The sequence below is a fragment of the Vallitalea sediminicola genome (assembly GCF_054408565.1).
Genome location: NZ_BTPT01000019.1, coordinates 71,904 through 91,875 on the forward strand (window position 1 = coordinate 71,904; position 19,972 = coordinate 91,875).

A 19,972-nucleotide genomic window follows, 5' to 3' on the forward strand; every position below is an offset into this window, starting at 1 on the left:
GTAAGATGATAAATGCTAGTTTTTTTATGATTTTTCCTCCTCTCTTATGATGTATTGCTCTTTTGTCTTCGTGGCTGGAATGATTATCATAACTTTTGTTCCTTCTTCTATTTTGCTTAAGTAAGACATACTCCCATAATCTCCGTAATATAGATTAATTCTTTCTTTTATATTGCTAATACCAATGCAATTAAATTTTTCATTCTTTCCTTTTTTTCGTTTGAATATATTGTTTTTCTCTTCTTCTGTCATACCTTTTCCATTATCTTCAACACTGAGTACCAATTCATCTTTGGTCCTTGTTGCACAGATGATAATTTTGTTCTTATCTGTTTTAGTATCAAGACCGTGATAAATACTATTCTCCACTAATGGCTGTAATATAAGTCTTGGAACATATAAGTTTTTTACATCAGAATCAATTTTATACTGAACAGTAAAACTATCCTTATACCTAAAAAGTTGTAATAATACATAATTGCTTACAAGATTCAATTCATCTTCAAGAGTGATAAAAGCACCTTTCTTACTTATAGTTGATTGCAGTAATTCTATAAATGCATCTAATAAATCAACTATCTCATACGACTCCTGTAAAAAAGCAGCACATTTAATGGAGTTAAGTGTATTGTACATGAAATGAGGCGTAATCTGATATTGTAGAGCTTCTAGTTCTGCTTCTCTCTTAAGTAGTTTTTCGGTGACAAGTTCATCAATAAGTTTTTCCATTTTATTAGCCATATTGTTGAATCTACTGCTTAATATTGTAATCTCATCATTACCACTTACTGTAGCTCTTGCAGTTAGGTCTCCTTCGCTAAGTTTTCTCATAGCAATCTTCAAATTTCTCACAGGAACATATAATCTATTGGACATGAAAAATGCTAATCCAATAGAAATGATCATTGTAATAACTGCCGCTATAATTATATAATTCCTTACATTCGCAATATCTTTAGTTAATGCTTGTACATCCAAATCACTAATGAAACTATAACCTGTAAATGGTGCAATGATTCTTTGTGAATGTCTTCCATTGTCTGAAGGATAACAAATCTCTTTCCCCAGCTTCGATAATAATTTGCTGGAAACAACAACATTATCACTATTTAGTATTTCTGTGGTAATGTTAAGAGAACTATTGATACTATCAAGACATGAAAAATAAACGATTCGCTCATCCATATTAAAAGCAATTTCGCCTATTATTTCATTTGTATCTGGATCTTTGATAGGCTTTGAATATGTAAATAGAAATTTATTAACAGAACCAATATCATCTTCTATGTAGATTGGACTAAAATTTTGTTTGAAATTATTAATATTATCTAACCATTTATAGTCTTTTATTTCATTAATGTCTATAACTGCTTTATACTCTTGAGATTTAACTACTCTCTTAGCTTTCGGTAAATATACATATACGGAATCAATATTTTCACTAGACATCTTATAGTTGTTCAATAATATATTCATTGCAAGAAGCCTATCTTCTCCCCCATATTGTTCTCTAATCAATTCTATCAATCCTAAATCACAGCTGGCTTCTACAGATGCATAATACATTTTTCTCATAATATTATCAAATTCCGAAACTTTATTATTAATATTTTCTGATATAGTGTTCCTATAATTTTTTTCTATAGCGGCAGAAGTTTTTTTATAGTATATGATTGATGTTACTATTGAAATTATAGCTGTAATAGAAATAATACTTAGAATAATTTTTGCACGAAATTTCATAAGTCACCCCTTATCTTTTTGTAATTTTTAGACACAATATATCTTTTAGTACATATTCGTTTGTTTAAAACTTACTAATTTATATATTTATCCAAATAATTTTTATTAATTACAGATATATATTAAAGTAACTAGAATTTTTTGTCAAGAATTACCCTTTATTTCCAAAACCCTTCATTATTCGACCAATAAAATATACACAAGAAAGTGTATATAATAAAAAGAGCTATTTCAATATAACCATAATAAAATGGATATGAAACAGCTCTCCCAATATTATATTACTTATTTATCACCGTTGAATTCCTTGACTGCATTATACATCGCAATAATATTTTCAGCAGGCACATCTGGCATAATATTATGCTCTTGATTAAAGACAAATCCACCATCTGGTGAAAATATTTCTAGATTACTAAGTACATGTTCTCTAACTTCTTCTGTAGTTCCTCTATTTAGTACCCATCTTGTATTACAACCGCCACCCCAAAAGGTTATATCTTTGCCAAATTCTGTTTTAAGTATAGCAGGGTCCATCCCATTAGCGGTAGTCTGTACTGGATTAATTACATCATATCCAGCTTCAATCAAATCTGGTAGAAGAGAATATATGGAACCACATGAATGTAGAAATGTTTTCATATTACTATGTTTATGTACATAATCACACAACATGGTATGTCTAGGTTTGAATAACTTTCTATAGACATCTGGTCCTATTAATGGTCCACTATCCATACCTAAATCATCTCCAAAACGTAATATATCTACTATATCTCCAACAGACTCACACACTTTTTCTAGTGTATTAAGATGTATTTCCAATAGTTTATCCAATAATTTTTCAACATTTACTTGATCTATATAACAATCCATCAAAAAATTATCCATACGTCTTAGAAAAGTTCCCCATTCCAATAGATTACAACCACATACTATCATTATGGCTTTGTCAGTAGAATTACGTAGTTCTATTGCTTTTTTTCTTAGATTAATCCAAAAATCCGGCTCACCAGCATGATCCCATGGACTATGGACTAGATAAGACCATAGAACCTTATCCATTGCCTTATCTATATCCTTATAATCATTTGGATATCCATCAATATAGGGGAAGATGGTCTGATCAAAAAAAGTTGCTCCTTGAGGCATCTTTGCAATTAGTGTCCCATCTGAGTGATATGCTGTATAACTACCATTAACCTCTTTCTTAGGTTGAAACCACTTAGGATATTGTGCTGTTGAACCATCAGCTAGTGTGTAATCATACCAATCTTCATCTTTATTATTGTAGACTCTTCCTAAATCAACGACATCTACTGAGAATCTATCAAGAATTTGGTCTTCTGGAACAACCACCTGTTGTACAACGTCATATACTCTTGTATGACCCTTTTTTATATCTAATTTCTTTTTCAAATTATTGTATGCAATAGCAGAAATATTAGAGCTAGGTGTTGCCCCTAGATCAATTGGTACTTTGTCTGGTTGTTTATGATTGATTGCAGCTAATATTCTCTCTCTAGAAGTCATTTTCATAATACCTCCCAATATTAATTTTGATGGAATACTTCCTCCATATCAGCCCACCATTCTCCTTTTTTCCTTGTGGTCAAAGGTTCTTGGCAAGGTTTACAGATCTCCCACCATTTTTGTGTAATAGGATCAGCTGCCATTTTTGCCATATCTTCTTCATACTTATTCCCACTATATTCATAATAGCTGAATAAGTATCCGTCTTTATAGTAAATAGAATAATTAACTATATTACATTCTTTTATCATCTTCAATACATCTGGCCAAACATCTGCATGAAGCTTTTTATATTCATCCAATTTATCTGATTTAACTTTTATTACTGAACCATATCTCTTCATATTACCGACCTTCCTGTTTAATTGCTATTGATCTTTTCAGCTAACCTAGCTATTTCAGTTTTTATCTTGTCTAGATCCAGTGGATACTCGCCATATTCTCTAACTACTTCAAGTGCATGATAATAACTTTCTGGCTCAACATCATTACTTATTGAATGGTCAGATTGAAAAATCCATCCACCTGTTTCAGCCGCTTGCATTTTATATAGAACTTCACGTTTAATCTCATCAAGATTATTTTTTTCAAATATTCTCATATCTATATTTCCACAAAAACCTAACCTACCTCTATATTCTTTTTCTAATTCAACAACATCAAGATCAGCTTTTGCTTCAAGAGGATTATAAAAGTCCAACCCTAATTCAATCATGTCATTATAGATAGCAGAAGCATTACCACATCCATGATAGATGACTGGTAAATCATTAGCATGACATATTTCAATTAGTTTTTTGGTAATAGGTTTAAAATATTTTCTCCACGCTTCTGGACTGAACAACATGCCATTACGATAGGCAACATCTCCCCATATTATCATTCCAGAAAGTCTTCCCTTTCCTTCTTTTATCTGAGCTTTTGTAAAATCAACCAAGAAACTCCCTACTCGTTTCATGAAAGCTTCAAATAATTCTGGCTCAGCCAACATCCACATCAAAGAATTTTCTGTTCCAACAATTCGCCACACATACTCATAACCTTCACAAACAGAACCAAATACAGGTAATTTATCTACATAAGCATCTACACGTTCAGACCAAGCAGGTATGTTTCTTAATAATATATCTCCTACACCATTTATCTGGTCATCTGAAGCATTATTGAATCTTCTTTTATCCGTAGGATCATCAAAAGTGAATTCAGCCATTTCTTCTGGTTCTTTTATGGAAAAGCTGTCGTAATGTGGCATTACAATATCTCCTGATCTATGGATAATAGCTTCGAAACCAGTTCTTATATATATATCCTCACCATTTTGTTCAATTACCTCAAATGATTTAATATGAGGGTCCATGTTAGGAGTGATAGGAATATAATCTAAATCAAAAAATAAATATGGATCAAAATCTTCTCCCCATTTCTCTATACATTTACTTTTGAATCCTGTCCAAAAAAATTCACCAACTGGAATTCTATCACATTTGTTATTGAACTTTGCTGCATATTTGATTCTATTCAACTTATTAAGAACAACATCATTTTTCTCCACAATCTCGCATCCCCTTTTTTAATTTAGATATAAGGGGCTACCTCACCTTCAGAATAGTAAGACAGCCCCATCATCTTAGATTTCTACCATTGAGCTGGCATGTAATTATCTACATCATCTGCTGTAATAATATGTCTTGGTAAATAAGCTACTGGATCAATATCTTCTCCGTTGAAATATCTAACTGCTGTAAATAATGCTATGGCTCCATCACCTTCTGCTGATTGATATGTGATACCTGCACTTACTCCATTTTTTACTGAATCCATACCAGTTTTACTATTACCTGCTGCAACTACTACAATATCTTCTCTTCCAGCATTTTTAAGAGCTTCTTCAGTACCTGTCATGCTGAATCCATCACCAGCAAGGATTAATCCTTTTAATTTATCTCCATATTTAGTGATCCAATCAGATACAAGTTGCATTGTTGCTTCTGCTTCTAGATTAGCAGTATCCATAGCTAATAGGTTCATATCTGGAGCATAGTCCATTAATTCAGTTATTGGTGCAAATGTTCTAGCAAAATATGGTGATGAACCAGGCATATGTCTTACTACGGCATATCCCCCTTCTTTATCCATTTCATCAGCAAAATATCTTGCCAACATTCTGAATTGACCCCAATCATCTGGTCCAGTCCATGCTGTACAATATTTCATAGCTGCTTCTGCTGGTATTGTGTTGGAAGCAATTATTGGTATACCTGCTTGATTGATTTTTCTCATGAGTGGTGCACAAGCTGTAGCATCAACAGGTGCAAATATAACCGCATCAGGTTTTTCATTAATTGCTTGGTCTACTTGTTGAGATTGTAGATCCATATTCCAGTTACCATTAAGTATCTTGACTTCAATATCATAAGCTTCTGCTATCTGAGTAAAACCATTAACATATGCTGTCCAATATGGATGGTCTCCTGCCTTTAGAAGAACAACTTTTTTACCTACAGCACCATCTGCTGGTGACTTTGGTAAATTCTCTTTTACTGTAGTCCATCCAGCATATTCAATATCCCACCAATGTCCTGCATCTTCTTCAGCCAAAGCTTTTGGGTCTTCTGGGCGATCAGGTACTTCTTTTTTCTCAGTTGGCAGAATCAAAGGTTGACCATCACTACCTATTATGGAAAATACGTCTATCTCCTTAGATTTTTCCAAGTTGGATTGCCCACTAGACTTATCACCTACCGAAGCCTTATCACTATCTGACTTCTCTACCTTTTCCTTAGAACCACACCCTACAAACAAAGTAACTAGTAAACTCATAACTAAAATAACACTAAAACACTTTTTAAACATAATGAAACCCTCCTAGTATTTATAATTTTATTACCTATTGCCGTATACTCTGTGCTTCCTTCAATAATTCAGGTCTCTGTCCTTTTAACAGTTCATACCTATAATTTGTATAAGCTTCATAGAAAACGACTACTGCAAGGATTAGACCATTAATGAATATTTGTATTTCAAATCCAAGACCAAAACAACCTATCATGTTAAATAGTACTTGGAACATTAATACTCCGAAATAACTTTTGAGTATACTTCCTTTTCCACCAGTCAATTGAGTACCACCAATTATAACTGCGGCAAGTGATGTCATCAGAGCTTTTTGAGCGAATATGAATCTAGCAGTCATGGAGCTTAACCTCATTGCAAATATTGAACCTGCTAATGAAGCAGTAATTCCACATATTACGAATCCTAATATTATGTACATATCTTTGTTGATTCCTGCTAACCAAGCAGTTTCAGGATTACCTCCAACTACATAGAATCCTTTTCCAAATCTAGTATGGTCAACAAAAAATATTCCTAATGAAATGATAATAAAAGTTATAATTACAATTGGTGAAAACAGTTTTGTTGTTAGCCATAAGATAATAAAAACTGCTGGAACTACTATGGTAGTTATTCCTTTTATTGTTTTAATGTTAGGTCTACTTAATACAACAAATAGAATGATAGCTGCAATAACTATAATAATGAACCAGATTGGAAATTGTCCCGTCTCTAAGAATTCACCTAATGAATAATTATCTATACTCTTTGTTCCTCCATCACTGTACAGGTGCAATACTCCTCTAATTATTGTCATAGTACCTATTGTGGCAATAAAAGAGTGTATTTTGAATTTCACAACTACGATTCCATTAAATAATCCTATTAAAGCACCGGCTATAATAGCTATAATCAGGCTTAGCGTCCAACCTAATTCAGGTTGCAACCCAACACACAACATACCACAAAATTGAGCTGTAGCTCCAATAGACAGATCTATCTGTGCCAGAATAAATACCAGTGTAAATCCTACAGAAATAATAGCTAACATACATCCAGATATTAATATAGTGGACAAATTCATTCTATTAGAAAAATTAGGAGCAAATATTGCTGAAAAACAAGTTAATAAAACAAGCAGTAGTATTGCTCTGTTTTGATCTATTAGAGAAATAATATTCTTATTTTTATGCATAGTCTTTACCCACCTTTCTTAACTTATATGTATGTAAAGCAACTACTGCAATGAATACCAATCCAACAAATACGTTTTGCACTGCTGTAGGGATACCTATAAATGTAAGTATATTATTTAATAGTCCCATAACTAATACACCACCAAGTACACCCCATATATTTCCTCTTCCTCCTGATAACGCCATACCACCTATTACAATAGCTGTAACACTTTTGAAATCATATCCTTCTCCTAGATAAAATACACCTAGCTTATTCATGGACGTGATTAAGATTCCTGCTATGGATGCAGTAAAAGAACTAATAAGAAATGCATACATCACTGTTCTTCTTACATTGATACCTGTACATTTGGCAACATCATAAGCAGAACCCACTAACTTTAATTGATTACCGAATTTTGTTTTCTTCATTACGAAATTGGCGATTATGTATAGAATAACCATAATGATTATTAGTAAAGGAATAGGTCCTATTTTAATCCTAAAAATATTAACAAAAGCTGCTCCAGATGTGCCAGGTTCCAGATCTGGATATAATTGATTACCAGACCATACATATCTCATGATTCCTTCCATACCAAATTGCATCGCCAATGTCCATAAAATAGCATTTGCTCTGAAATAACCTACAACAATTCCATTAACAAGTCCTATGAGCATTCCGAACATTATCCCAAGTATAAGAGCTGGAATAAGCCCCAGATGCAGAAACTGGACTGTTATTATACCCGAGAACGCCATAGCTGATGGTACACTCATATCTGCCATTTGCGAACTATAGATTACAAAAGATAATCCACAAGCTGTAATTCCCAACATACCCACAGCCCTTAAAATGTTCAACATATTATCTGGTGTTAAAAATTTGGTAGGTGACACAATGATTCCTAAAATAATTAGGATTAGAGCAATAACATATACACCTGCTTTATCAAATAACTTACTGATACTGTTTTTATCATCTACATCATTGAATCTAGATTGTACTATAGGTGTATTATCCTTCACAGACATCGCATACACTCCCTTCCCCATTAGCTGCAAGCAGTGCTGTTTCTTCAGTTAATTTTTCTTTACCTATTTCTCCAATAATATGTCCGCCTCTAATTACATAAGCCCTATCTGATAATCCAACAAGCTCTGGTAGGTCTGAAGTCATTAATAATACTGTTGTTCCATTATCCGCTAATTGTGTAACTACATCATGTATTACTTGTTTAGCACCAACATCAACTCCTCTTGTTGGTTCATCCAGTATTAAAATATCAGGTTCAGTGGCAAGCCATTTACCTAGTAATATTTTCTGTTGATTTCCACCTGATAAACTTCCAACTCCAACCTTAGGATTTGGAGGACTAACCTTCAATTTCTCAATTTGCTCCATGACAATATTTCCCGCATTACTCTTTTTGTATACACCATTCCTAGAAAACTCAGGAATCAGAGCTGATAATATATTATCTTCATTGGTTAATCTAAGAAATAGTCCTTGTGATTTTCTATCCTCTGATAGATAGGCGAATCCTTTATTAATACCATCATCATAATTTTTTGGTGTCACATCTTCTCCGTCTTTTATTACTTTCCCTTTATCTATGGGGTCAATCCCAACTATACATCTAGCCAGCTCTGTGCGTCCTGCTCCAGATAATCCCATGAACCCTAGAATTTCTCCTTTTCTTGCATTAAAAGAGATATTATGTACAAAACCATGTCTAGTCAAATCTTGCACTTCCAAATATGTACCACCTATTTTGCCTTTTCTCTTACTATAGAATTTATCTATTGTTTTTCCTACCATCATCTGAACAAGTTCTTCTGGTTTGACCTCATCTATATTCCTTGTATCTATTCTCTTACCATCTCTCATGACAGTGACCTTATCAGCTATCCTAAATATTTCTGGTATATGATGAGAAATATATATGATTGCCATACCTTTATTCTTCAGATCAGTAATAATATTGAATAACATCTCTACTTCTTCTCTTGATAAAGCTGATGTTGGTTCATCAAATACTAGTATGTTAGGGTTATTCCCCATCACTTTTGCAATTTCAACCAACTGAGCTTGATGCTGACTAATTTCTGAAATATTTTTTTCTGGATCTAGACTTTCTAATTTCACTGTTCCCAAACATTTTTTTGCTTCTTTTATCATTTTATTTTTGTCAAGAACAACTCCATATTTTATTGGTAACCTTCCTACCAAAATGTTCTCTGCTATACTTATAGGTCGTGCTAAACTTAGCTCTTGATAAATCATACCAATACCATTTTTCTTAGAAATTGATGGAGAATAAAGCAACTTTTTCTCTCCATTTATTAGAATATCTCCTATATAATCGTTATAGGAACCTGCAATCATTTTCATCAGAGTTGATTTACCTGCTCCATTTTCACCCATAAGAGCATGCACTTCCCCTTGGTGAAATTCAACGCTGACATTATCTACTGCAAGAGTTCCTGGAAATCTCTTACTAACATTTTTAACTTCAAGTGCTACATTGTCTGCCAAAACGTATCCCCACTTTCTTATATATAATCAACTTATCTTGCCAAATTTGCCCAAACCATATTTTTTTGCTTCATCAAACATAGCAATAATATTTTTTGCTGGATCCTTTGAATTCATAAAATCCATCCCTTACCATTGAGCCGGCATATATTTATCTACATTTTCCTGCGTTATGATGTTACTAGATAGATAATAGATATTATTTATCTTCTTTCCATTAAACCAATCAGCTGCAACTTTTATAGGAAGTGCCCCATCTGCTTCTGCTGACTGATAGGTTATAGCGAATAAATCCCCTTTCTTAACCGCATCCATTCCATTTTTACCATTTCCTGATGCTACAATAACTATGTCATTTCTTCCTGTTTCCTTACAGGCATCAATAGCACCGATTGCTTGTATTGAATCATCACTACAAACGATACCCTTTAATTCATCACCATATTCATTAATCCATTTTGTTACTATTTCTTTTGAAATATCATAATCAAAATCACAGTCCTTACTATCAAGTGTCTCTATATCAGGTGCATACTCCCTGAGCTCCGTAATAGGTGCCCAATTTCTTGCATAATATGGCGAACCGCCTACTGGTGTATGCCTTAGATAACAAACACCACCTTCTTTGTCCAATTCATCCGCCATACTCCTTGCTAACATACGAAAGTTCTCCCAATCATCTGGTCCAGTCCATGTAAGACAATATCTTAATGCCTCAGATTCTGGAAGTGTATTAAAGAATATTAGTGGTATACCCTCTTCATTAATTCTTATAGCTTGAGATACAGCTTCTTTTTTATCAATGGCTGCTAATATAATCATGTCAGCACCATCGTTTATTGCATAATCTATTAATTGATTCTGCTTTAATATATCTCCATTTGGGCTTAACATCCTAAAATCTATTCCATATGCATCTGCCACTTTTTTTGCTCCGATTCCCACTGCCGTCCAATAAGGATGTTCACTGGTAATGATTACATAGACTTTTTTACCCTTGGCTCCATCAGCTGGAGATGATGGTATATTAACTTTATCTTTGACCCACCCTGGGAAAGTGATATCATACCAATGCATAGGATCGGCTAGAGGTAATAGCTCTGGATTAGAAGATCTTTCTGGTAAATCTTTTGTTTTGGTTGGATAAATAAGTAACTGTCCATCATAGGACTTCAAATTGGATATATCAACCTGCAAATCAGTATTACCGTCATTTATTGATTGATCTTTTTCAGAAAAATTGTTGTTTTTTTGGTAATCATAATCATTATATTTACAACTAATTAATAAGGTTGATGCAAGAAAGATTGTTATAACAAGTGCTAATAATTTTTTCAAAAAACTCCTCCTTAAAAAGTATTATCATTTTTTAATATTAGCACATCACTTACGATAGATACATTATAATTCACTTTCTAGAAAAAGTTAATTCAATTTCTTAATATGTTTTGGTCCATTTATTAACAATAACAGTAAGCATATTGATTTTTTGACTCTATGATGATATGCTTTTTTTAGGTTCTTAAAATTAAGACAGTAAGGTGGGACACTGTATGTATAAACTTTTAATTGTCGATGACGAAAAATTGGTTCGTTCCTCTATAAGTACTATAATTGATTGGAATTCTCTTGGCTTTACTGAAGTATATGAAGCTGAAGATGGAGAACAAGCTCTAGAAATAGCATTAGATAAAAAACCTAATCTTATACTAACTGATATAAAAATGCCTTTTATGGATGGTCTTGAATTAACCAAACAGATTAGAAAATATCTTCCTACATCTTATATAGTTATTTTAAGCGGTTATGATGAGTTTGAATTAGCACAAGATGCAATTGCTCTCGGGGTAAAGGACTATATCCTAAAACCCATAGGCGCAAAAACTCTCTATAATAAAATTGCTCAATTGTGCAAAGAAATCAATATTGAAAATGACCAACGTAATTATTTGACAAAAATGAAAAACCAATTGCACCAAAGTCTTCCTCTATTACGGGAAAGATTGTTAAATATGCTTATTTGTACTCCAGGCAATAATGATAGGATAATTGACCGCCTGTATTCGCTAGGCATTGAATTCAACTTAGCACCATATACAATCTGTGTAATAGAACCTGATTTGAATAACATCCTCCCCAAAGATTCCGAAATATATTATTTTGCAGTAAAAAATATAATTTACGATACTATAGGAAAAAGCTATTATGTGTTCTCTGATAATAATAATAATATAATAATTGTCTTCAACAACAGTGAATATATAACCCCTATAGAAAATCGCAGCATCATATCAATTACACTTCAAGTAATACAAAACAACGTTAATTATCATCTTAATATACCTTTAACATCTTCAATAGGAATAACTGTGGATAGTATCTATAGGCTCTATTCATCCTATACAGAAGCCTTATCTGCACTAGAATGTAAATATACGCTAGGGAAAAATAATACCTATGATATAAATGACCTAGATTATATACAACCAGAATTCTATTATCCCTTTGATACAAGTGGATATTTATTAGAAGCAATAAAAGCTGGTGAAGTGAATCGTATCAAACAAACATTATCTAACATTTCTACTTTATTGAAGAATCAAGAAACCCTCACATGGGTAAATATCAAGCTTATATTTATAGAAATAATTACTCGCATATTGAAAGTGGTAGTTAAAACCAGTGATGTTTCTTCCTCTACATGGGAAGAAGGTATATCCCTATATGATACCATTGAGAAAATGGACACCTTAGATGAAATCGTTAGAAATGTTCAATCTTTTTGTATAAAAGCATCGGATAAATTAGCTTTAACTAGAAACAATAGTAATTATAATATCATAGCAAAAGTAAAAGACTATATTGACAATAATTATGAACAAGAGGACCTTTCCCTGAATTCAGCAGCTGAATATGCCTCTGTTAGTTCTGTTTACTTGAGTTCTTTGTTCAAGAAAGAAACTGGAATCAATTTTAAGTCCTACTTGATTAATAAAAGAATGGATAAAGCTATACAGCTAATTAAATCCACTAATTTCAAAACTTATGAGATTGCTCATCTTGTTGGATTTTCCAATCCCCATTATTTTAGTATCTCTTTTAGAAAATATACTGGTAAATCACCTACTGACTATAGAAAATCCTTGGAGGAATAATAATGGTAATAGCTAATAAATATCTAAAAAAAATTAGATACATCAGTATACGTACCAAAATACTATTATCTTTTTCCTTGGTTATTATTTTATTAATAAGTTCAACCCTTATCTTCGCACTGAGTAAATATAATCATAAACTCCTTAATAACAATATTGATTATTCCAAAAAAGTTACCTCATCCCTTGTTGTCAATCTGGATGAATATATCTACCAGCTTAAATATATTTCTAATATAATTGCTTATAATCAATATGTACAAAAATACCTTAATAAACATGATTCTTATTATAGCATTGATTCATCAGATAGTTTTCAACGCACACTTGAATTTCTATCGAATATTGTAACTTCCCGTAGTGATATTGACTCAATACTGGTTTTTGATAATGATAGATTATCAGTTTTCAAGAGCACACATCTTGACCTTAATACCACTTTCGATTATAAAAATCAATTATGGTACAAAAACATATTAGACTCAGGTGTTACCCCTAAGATATCAGGTCCTCACAAACAAGAATATTTAGACAATCCAGAAATTAATGTATTCTCGGTTAATAGAACAGTTCAAAGATATGATGGACTCAAAAAAACAGGAGTCATCCATTTAAGTGTTAATTTATCCGAATTAAAAAAATTCTGTGAATCAGAAATATTATATAAAAATGGATTTATATTTATTGTTAACGATTATGGAGAAATAATATATCAACCTTATAACAATACTAGTAGTAAAGAAATGACTTCTTTACAGAAAGATGCAACTAATTTAGTACCTAGACTAGCTAGTGACAAGATTAATATTTTTACCCATACTATTAATGCTGAAAAATATCAAATCGTATCAAAACATATGAATAATGCTAATTGGTATATAGTTGCTGCAACTCCATATAAATCTATTACTGAAGATGCAGAACATATAAAGAACATCATTATTTCCATGGGGTTATTATCTCTAATATTAGCACTTGCAATAACTTATATCCTATCAACTGCAATAACAAAACCTATTCTTAACTTGCGAAAGTGTATGGTTGAAGCCACAGAAGGAAATCTTACTATTAGATCAAATATAAAATCCAATGATGAAATAGGTATATTATCTTCCAGTTTCAATAGTATGTTATCTCAGATTGAAAAATTGATGCAACAAGTAATATCAGACCAAGAACAAAAACGCAAGTTAGAATTGAAAACACTTCAAGCTCAGATAAATCCGCATTTTCTTTACAATACACTTGATTCCATAATATGGATGGCAGAAAGTAAGAACGAAAATATAGTACCCATGACCGAATCATTATCCAAACTCTTTAGAATAAGCCTCAGTAAAGGTAATGATATCATACCTCTTCTTTCTGAAATTGAACACGTTAGAAATTATTTATTTATTCAAAGCATGAGGTATACTGACAAATTCGACTACTCAGTATCAGTAAAGCCCCAGTTATTACGTTATAAAACTATAAAACTTATCCTCCAACCCATAGTAGAGAATTCGATTTATCATGGAATAAAAAATAAAAGAGGTAAAGGTAATATCACTATAAATTGCTATTGCAATGAGAATAAATTATTAATCACTATAACTGATGACGGTATAGGAATGAACTCTGAAACATGTACCAAAATATTATCTCCTTCATATAAAACTGATGGGCGCCTAAGTTCTGGCATTGGCGTTCATAATGTTAATGAAAGAATCAAGCTATACTTTGGAAATCAATATGGTCTTAGATATGAAAGCACCATTTCTATTGGTACAACTGTCTACATTGATTTACCTTTAATAGAAGATAATCCATAAGAAAATAGACGCTGTTTAGTTACCAAAATCTAAACAGCGTCTATCTAATTAATTACAATACTCTTCTGCAATTTTCATAGCGATTTCTTCCCATTTCCAAAGTCTTTCTGGATGATAATTCACTGTAGAAATATCTTTCATAATTAATTCCACATGACATTTTCTATCTGTCCTATCCATAAATTCTCTTATTTCTTTTTCCGCTTGTTTAACAGACCAATTGCTTTCTACAAATATAGCAGGATTGACTTTTCTACTCATAACATAATCAGTTTGAACATTCTCAATTATCCTATCTATATTACACCATGGACTAACAGAGAGTTTCCTGAGATTAGGAATTTTTCTAAGTAGATTCATCTTTCGATCTAGAGGTTCACAACAACCATAATAAGTATATCCCCATCTACTTAACCATTTCATATCATGTTCTATGGCAAACTCCCAATGCATCTCGGGAGATACTTCACTGAATATCTGTGCATTAGAACATCCCCACATATTATGAGGTTTTACATAATCAGGGTCATAATCTTTACCAGGTAGATTACTTATGTAACCATATCCTCCCGAACCGATTCTTGTATTATTACAGTCTATTGATAATAGATTCTGCTCTACGAATTGATCCAATTCACTCATCCAAGCATCAACCATTTTATCAACTGCATCATGAACCATTTCAGGTCTCATAACTAAATCCATCATGGCTTCCTGTACACCCCACCATCTAATTAAATAGTCCCAAGGTGTAAACCATATGTGAGTCTGTCCTACTTTCTTGACAGGAATTATACCTTCAAATATATCACACATAGCCCTATAAGCATTTTCTGTTGCTTCTTTATTATGAGTTATTTTTGGTAATTTAATCTTTTCTATATCCTGTGGCTCTTTTATCTGAATCTTAAAATGTCTTGAATAGATTTCATTATCATCATCAGTCTTTATAACATCTACTTCCTCTTTAATACCGAAATCGGTGCTGTGAATAACTAATGGACATTCTATATAAGGATTCACCACCATATCGCCTGGCATATGATTCCATTGATATATAGTTTTTCTTAGAGTATCTTCAAGATTTCTTGCCCATTCATGTTCACATTGTAATGTCAATTCGTCATTGACATTCATTTCATGCCAAGGTATTTCATTAATCCATACCATTGGTCTAGATGAATTAAGATCATTGAGTTTCGTCCATAATACTGCTTTTTCTTTATGTATTGGTAAAGATGAAATCTCTGCAATCCTTGCCCCAAGTTTTCTTAATACCTCTTTATCTTTTTCCTTGAGAATAATCTCTTGCGCTACAGGTGGCATAGTATGATGACTTGGATCATGCAACATATAAATCTCCTCCTTAATATATATAATATTGACTTTTGATAATTCACTGTTTATACTTATGATACAATATACTTAACCAATTGGGTATCAATAGAATAAACCAATATATATATATTATCAACTTAGGAGATGTTTGTTATGGATAATCTTAACATAAAAATTTTGAGTGGTGGATTTAATAATTGTTTACCAAAATGGAGTTCTAAGGTTACGAAAGACAATTGTTACAAAATATATTTCCCTGTAAATGGAGAAGTTAATCTTGTGCTGGAAAATAATATGTATAATATTATCGCAGGTAACGTGTATTTTATTAATGGTTATAAACTACAAGAGCAGATATGTCATGACTCTATGGATGTGTATTGGATACATTTCCAACCTAGTTCATTATTTGTAAATAAGATATTAGATTATCTATCACCTGTTTATTGTTGGGATAAAAACAACAAAATACTTGAAAGTATAATCTATGAACGAATCCCACAATTATTTGATAACCCTAGAAGTGCTGACAATAATGTCTTAGAGACAGCACCTTTAAGTTTACCTATTTATATAACTTCAACTATTCTGCTTTTAATATCTGATATGATGGAAAACCAAAAAGAAATTATTGATAAGATTTCATATGTTGAATATGAGAAGTTAAAACCTTCTATATACTTTATGAATAATAATTATCATAGACCTCTAAGCCTAGAAGAAATAGCAGAAAAAGTTTATCTTAATCCAATATATTTCTTAAGATTGTTCAAGAGAAATTTTAATATAACTCCCCAACAGTATATAATGAAAAAAAGATTAGAAGAAGCATGCAGCCTTCTTAGAGAAACAAAATTAACGATTAACGATATTTCCAATAGGCTGGGATTCTGTAATCAATTCTATTTTTCCAAAACTTTTAAAAGAAATTATAATAAAACACCTTCACAATATAGGAATTTGATAATATTACCTTAAATTAATAAAGGATTAAAGATTTATTCATATACTGTTCATTATTTTCGTTTATACTTATAAGAAAGAGATGAGGGATAAAAAATGAAATTTACATTTGGAAAATTACTTTTAATCTTTACTATAGTACCATTTGTTGAATTATATATATTATTAAAGTTGGCAAACGTAACATCCGCTAGCATTACATTACTTATTATTGTTATTACAGGTATAATAGGAGCATATTTTGCCAAACATCAAGGAAGAGCTGTTATTAAAAACATTCAAGATGAGAGTAGTAATGGTCGTATGCCTGGTAATGAACTCATGCATGGTTTGTGTGTTTTGATTGGTGGTATCTTATTAGTAACTCCAGGAATAATAACTGATTTATTTGGATTCAGTTTACTCTTTCCACTGACTAGAACCATCTATGTTAATTTTATTAAAACATATTTTAGAAATAAATTTGAATCAGGGAATATTAACATATATACATCAGACAAATTCTAATGAAGACTCTGTTTAGTCATACTAAACAGAGTCTTTATTTATTTTATTTCATGTCATCTCTACATTTTATTGAGTTTATATTTTTTCCATGCATGAAGTCCAAGAGATATACCTATTACACCATATACAATAAATGATCTGAAGAACTCACCTATCTGAGCATCTCCAAAGAGTGCTTTTCCTGCCGTTGGCGAAACAATGAATATCATGTGGAACAAGATGACTCCTGTTATTGCATGGCTGATCTTAGCATTAGTTACTGAAGCACCACCTATAAGAATTGCAGCTATGGAAAACATTGCTACTTGCATATGACTGCCGTATGTATTCATGGTACCTATATTCTGTAAGAATATTATTTGTCCCCATGAAGCAAGAACTGTTGATATTATCACCGCTTGTATTCTGGTTCTATTAACATTGATTCCAGCTACTTTTGCAATATGTTGACTATGCCCTACTGTCCTAAAATTCTGTCCAATCTTAGTTTTCATTATCAGCTTATTGAATAAACATAGAAGAGCTATAACAATCCATGTGATAAGTGGTATCTTAAGATTTTTGTACATATTATCCACTAATAATATTATTACACTTATTGCTATCAAGACTACACTTGCAGCTATATATGCTATATAAGTTTCCTTGGATTTCTTGACTATTTGATTTTTATTTATTTTAATTAAATGGTATACTGCGAAAACGACTAATAATACACATAGTATAATAATAAAGTAAAATAGATTTAATCTAAAAATACCATCTAAAGCATATTTTATACCCCCATCTCCATCAACACCAGTTAATGCTATAGTATTTCTTAGCCCTATACCATCTGGCTTAATCATAACACTATTGTTCATAGGGATAGCGGTTCCTACCATAACAAGAAGTAGAAATTGATACAGTCCATTAGCAAAAAAACTTACTATAAGACCCGCAATCATTTCTTGACCTTTTGTAGCATTGAATAACCTTCCTGTCAAATAACCAAATAAGATTGCAATAGGTACTGCTAATACTATACACAGAATGAATCCTAATATTCCATCCACTTGCCAATAGGTAACTGCAATAATCGATAACTGACCTGCCATAGCACCTATTACTAGACCAAAGTTAAGCCCAAGTCCCGCTAGGATTGGTATTAATAATGATAGAACCAAGAATGAATTCCTTGAAATTCTACTTATCAATTCATTGAAAATATATACTGAACTAAGCTCTGATATTATCATACCAATAAGTGAAAGTGTAATAAACACAATAGATACAATATTATTGATCAGTAATTGCTTCATAGATTCTTTATTGAAGAATTTAGCCAACATATTTACCCCCTTTCACTTTAGTTAATGCATATAAGATTATCCCATTCTGTACTACCATTCTAACCATTTCAGAGATATTGCCCGTAGGGAACAACTCGTTAGCTACTGGCATTGAACTGGTTAATAACCCCTGAAATAACAGCACACCTATTATTACATGGGAGATTTTTGCTCTCTTAGCCGTTGCTCCACCGATTAATATGGCAGCTACAGCTGGAAATGCCATATACAGAGGTGCTCCATATAATTGAACAAATCCATAGCTTGATGAATAAACAATGATTCCAATAGCACCTAGAACTGTTGATAACATATTAGCTATAATTCTTCCTTTGTCAATATTGACACCTGACGCCTCAGCAAATTTTGGATTCATACCTGCCGCAAGAATAACCGTCCCTGTTTTACTCTTAGTGAATAAGAATACTAGAAAACATACCAAGAGAAAAAATAAAATCAAACCTGTGGGAATATGAACACCATTAATACCACCTATTTTAAACCCCCATAGATTATTTAATACATGACCAAAAGTCTTTTCCAACGTAAATGTATTTCTAAGTCCTTTTCCAATTGGCCAAACCATTTTTGTACTGCTAAAAGGTATCATTATCCATGCTATACACATTAACTGAACCATGGAAAATCCTGTATATGTAGCTATTGTCATTTCTGAACCTTTCACCACATTAAGAAGTTTTCCATAAAAATATCCAATCAACAATGCTAGAGGAAGTGCGAAAATCATTGCAGCAAATAAAGCTATAAATCCAACTAACCCCAATTCTACACTGATGACTGCCCCCATTAAGCCGCATAAAATTCCGATAGGCAGTGCAAAGTTAGGTCCTACTCCTGATTGAATTGAAGGAACCATAGCCAATACTAGTATTCCATACATACCAAATCTCTTAATTATATCTGTAAACAGCATATTCATAGGTAGCCCCTGTACATTAGCTGTTATTAATACAGCAATAAATAAAATAGTGATAATCAGTCTAGGAACTCCGATTTTATTGATGACTGCTTTCAT

At 32.1% G+C, this 19,972-nt stretch carries 16 protein-coding genes; 4 read left to right on the forward strand and 12 right to left on the reverse strand.

Translation table 11 applies throughout. From position 1 onward, the window contains the following. Positions 1 to 24 precede the first annotated feature (24 nt). The 9 genes from ACX6CF_RS08865 to ACX6CF_RS08905 all read right to left on the reverse strand — a co-directional run bounded on the left by ACX6CF_RS08865 (position 25) and on the right by ACX6CF_RS08905 (position 11,166). Complete coding sequence (locus ACX6CF_RS08865; protein ID WP_458784966.1) at positions 25 to 1,743, reverse strand: sensor histidine kinase; 1,719 nt, start codon at positions 1,741 to 1,743, stop codon at positions 25 to 27. A 285-nt stretch (positions 1,744 to 2,028) separates the two neighbouring features. Continuing rightward, entirely contained in the window at positions 2,029 to 3,282 is a 1,254-nt protein-coding gene (locus tag ACX6CF_RS08870) for a uroporphyrinogen decarboxylase family protein (protein WP_458784967.1), read from the reverse strand. Positions 3,283 to 3,296: 14 nt separating this feature from the next. Next, positions 3,297 to 3,620, reverse strand: coding sequence for an L-rhamnose mutarotase (locus ACX6CF_RS08875; protein ID WP_458784968.1), 324 nt, complete (start codon positions 3,618 to 3,620; stop codon positions 3,297 to 3,299). A gap of 17 nt (positions 3,621 to 3,637) precedes the next feature. Then, entirely contained in the window at positions 3,638 to 4,828 is a 1,191-nt protein-coding gene (locus ACX6CF_RS08880; protein ID WP_458784969.1) for a uroporphyrinogen decarboxylase family protein, read from the reverse strand. Positions 4,829 to 4,911: 83 nt separating this feature from the next. Then, positions 4,912 to 6,129 (reverse strand): sugar ABC transporter substrate-binding protein, encoded by a 1,218-nt coding sequence (locus tag ACX6CF_RS08885; protein ID WP_458784970.1) that lies wholly within the window; start codon positions 6,127 to 6,129, stop codon positions 4,912 to 4,914. A 34-nt stretch (positions 6,130 to 6,163) separates the two neighbouring features. After that, positions 6,164 to 7,306 carry an ABC transporter permease gene (locus ACX6CF_RS08890; RefSeq protein ID WP_458784971.1) on the reverse strand — a complete coding sequence of 381 codons (1,143 nt, stop codon included), beginning with the start codon at positions 7,304 to 7,306 and terminating at the stop codon, positions 6,164 to 6,166. Beyond that, entirely contained in the window at positions 7,299 to 8,324 is a 1,026-nt protein-coding gene (locus tag ACX6CF_RS08895) for an ABC transporter permease (protein WP_458784972.1), read from the reverse strand. The genes ACX6CF_RS08890 and ACX6CF_RS08895 overlap by 8 nt, the downstream gene beginning before the upstream one ends. Beyond that, complete coding sequence (locus ACX6CF_RS08900) at positions 8,308 to 9,828, reverse strand: sugar ABC transporter ATP-binding protein (RefSeq protein WP_458784973.1); 1,521 nt, start codon at positions 9,826 to 9,828, stop codon at positions 8,308 to 8,310. Before ACX6CF_RS08900 ends, ACX6CF_RS08895 begins: the two co-directional genes overlap by 17 nt. Positions 9,829 to 9,957: 129 nt before the next feature. After that, positions 9,958 to 11,166, reverse strand: a complete 1,209-nt coding sequence (locus ACX6CF_RS08905; protein ID WP_458784974.1) for a sugar ABC transporter substrate-binding protein — start codon at positions 11,164 to 11,166, stop codon at positions 9,958 to 9,960. A 215-nt stretch (positions 11,167 to 11,381) separates the two neighbouring features. Between ACX6CF_RS08905 and ACX6CF_RS08910 the strand changes: the two genes are divergently transcribed. Together ACX6CF_RS08910 and ACX6CF_RS08915 are read left to right on the forward strand one after the other, a co-directional pair. Beyond that, positions 11,382 to 12,983: a response regulator transcription factor gene (locus tag ACX6CF_RS08910; protein ID WP_458784975.1), complete on the forward strand. Its 1,602-nt coding sequence runs from the start codon at positions 11,382 to 11,384 to the stop codon at positions 12,981 to 12,983. Between the two features lie 2 nt (positions 12,984 to 12,985). After that, positions 12,986 to 14,797: a cache domain-containing sensor histidine kinase gene (locus ACX6CF_RS08915; RefSeq protein ID WP_458784976.1), complete on the forward strand. Its 1,812-nt coding sequence runs from the start codon at positions 12,986 to 12,988 to the stop codon at positions 14,795 to 14,797. A gap of 48 nt (positions 14,798 to 14,845) precedes the next feature. Here the strand turns inward: ACX6CF_RS08915 and ACX6CF_RS08920 are convergent, their stop codons facing one another. Continuing rightward, positions 14,846 to 16,150: a hypothetical protein gene (locus tag ACX6CF_RS08920; RefSeq protein ID WP_458784977.1), complete on the reverse strand. Its 1,305-nt coding sequence runs from the start codon at positions 16,148 to 16,150 to the stop codon at positions 14,846 to 14,848. 138 nt (positions 16,151 to 16,288) lie between these two features. On the opposite strand from ACX6CF_RS08920, the gene ACX6CF_RS08925 reads away from it, so the two are divergent. Continuing rightward, positions 16,289 to 17,113, forward strand: coding sequence for a helix-turn-helix transcriptional regulator (locus ACX6CF_RS08925; RefSeq protein WP_458784978.1), 825 nt, complete (start codon positions 16,289 to 16,291; stop codon positions 17,111 to 17,113). 81 nt (positions 17,114 to 17,194) lie between these two features. Beyond that, a complete protein-coding gene (locus ACX6CF_RS08930; RefSeq protein ID WP_458784979.1) occupies positions 17,195 to 17,605 on the forward strand; it encodes an FxsA family protein in 411 nt (136 codons plus the stop codon). A 59-nt stretch (positions 17,606 to 17,664) separates the two neighbouring features. Here the strand turns inward: ACX6CF_RS08930 and ACX6CF_RS08935 are convergent, their stop codons facing one another. After that, positions 17,665 to 18,936, reverse strand: coding sequence for an ABC transporter permease subunit (locus tag ACX6CF_RS08935; protein WP_458784980.1), 1,272 nt, complete (start codon positions 18,934 to 18,936; stop codon positions 17,665 to 17,667). Further along, positions 18,926 to 19,972 (reverse strand): ABC transporter permease subunit, encoded by a 1,047-nt coding sequence (locus ACX6CF_RS08940; protein ID WP_458784981.1) that lies wholly within the window; start codon positions 19,970 to 19,972, stop codon positions 18,926 to 18,928. Before ACX6CF_RS08940 ends, ACX6CF_RS08935 begins: the two co-directional genes overlap by 11 nt.

Coding starts and splice junctions, on each gene's coding strand:
- ACX6CF_RS08875 (WP_458784968.1), bottom strand. CDS start 3,620: ATGAAGAGATATGGTTCAGTAATAAAAGTTAAATCAGATAAATTGGAT.
- ACX6CF_RS08920 (WP_458784977.1), bottom strand. CDS start 16,150: ATGTTGCATGATCCAAGTCATCATACTATGCCACCTGTAGCGCAAGAG.
- ACX6CF_RS08910 (WP_458784975.1), top strand. CDS start 11,382: ATGTATAAACTTTTAATTGTCGATGACGAAAAATTGGTTCGTTCCTCT.
- ACX6CF_RS08870 (WP_458784967.1), bottom strand. CDS start 3,282: ATGAAAATGACTTCTAGAGAGAGAATATTAGCTGCAATCAATCATAAA.
- ACX6CF_RS08895 (WP_458784972.1), bottom strand. CDS start 8,324: ATGTCTGTGAAGGATAATACACCTATAGTACAATCTAGATTCAATGAT.
- ACX6CF_RS08930 (WP_458784979.1), top strand. CDS start 17,195: ATGAAATTTACATTTGGAAAATTACTTTTAATCTTTACTATAGTACCA.
- ACX6CF_RS08890 (WP_458784971.1), bottom strand. CDS start 7,306: ATGCATAAAAATAAGAATATTATTTCTCTAATAGATCAAAACAGAGCA.
- ACX6CF_RS08865 (WP_458784966.1), bottom strand. CDS start 1,743: ATGAAATTTCGTGCAAAAATTATTCTAAGTATTATTTCTATTACAGCT.
- ACX6CF_RS08925 (WP_458784978.1), top strand. CDS start 16,289: ATGGATAATCTTAACATAAAAATTTTGAGTGGTGGATTTAATAATTGT.
- ACX6CF_RS08935 (WP_458784980.1), bottom strand. CDS start 18,936: ATGTTGGCTAAATTCTTCAATAAAGAATCTATGAAGCAATTACTGATC.
- ACX6CF_RS08940 (WP_458784981.1), bottom strand. CDS start 19,972: ATGAAAGCAGTCATCAATAAAATCGGAGTTCCTAGACTGATTATCACT.
- ACX6CF_RS08915 (WP_458784976.1), top strand. CDS start 12,986: ATGGTAATAGCTAATAAATATCTAAAAAAAATTAGATACATCAGTATA.
- ACX6CF_RS08885 (WP_458784970.1), bottom strand. CDS start 6,129: ATGTTTAAAAAGTGTTTTAGTGTTATTTTAGTTATGAGTTTACTAGTT.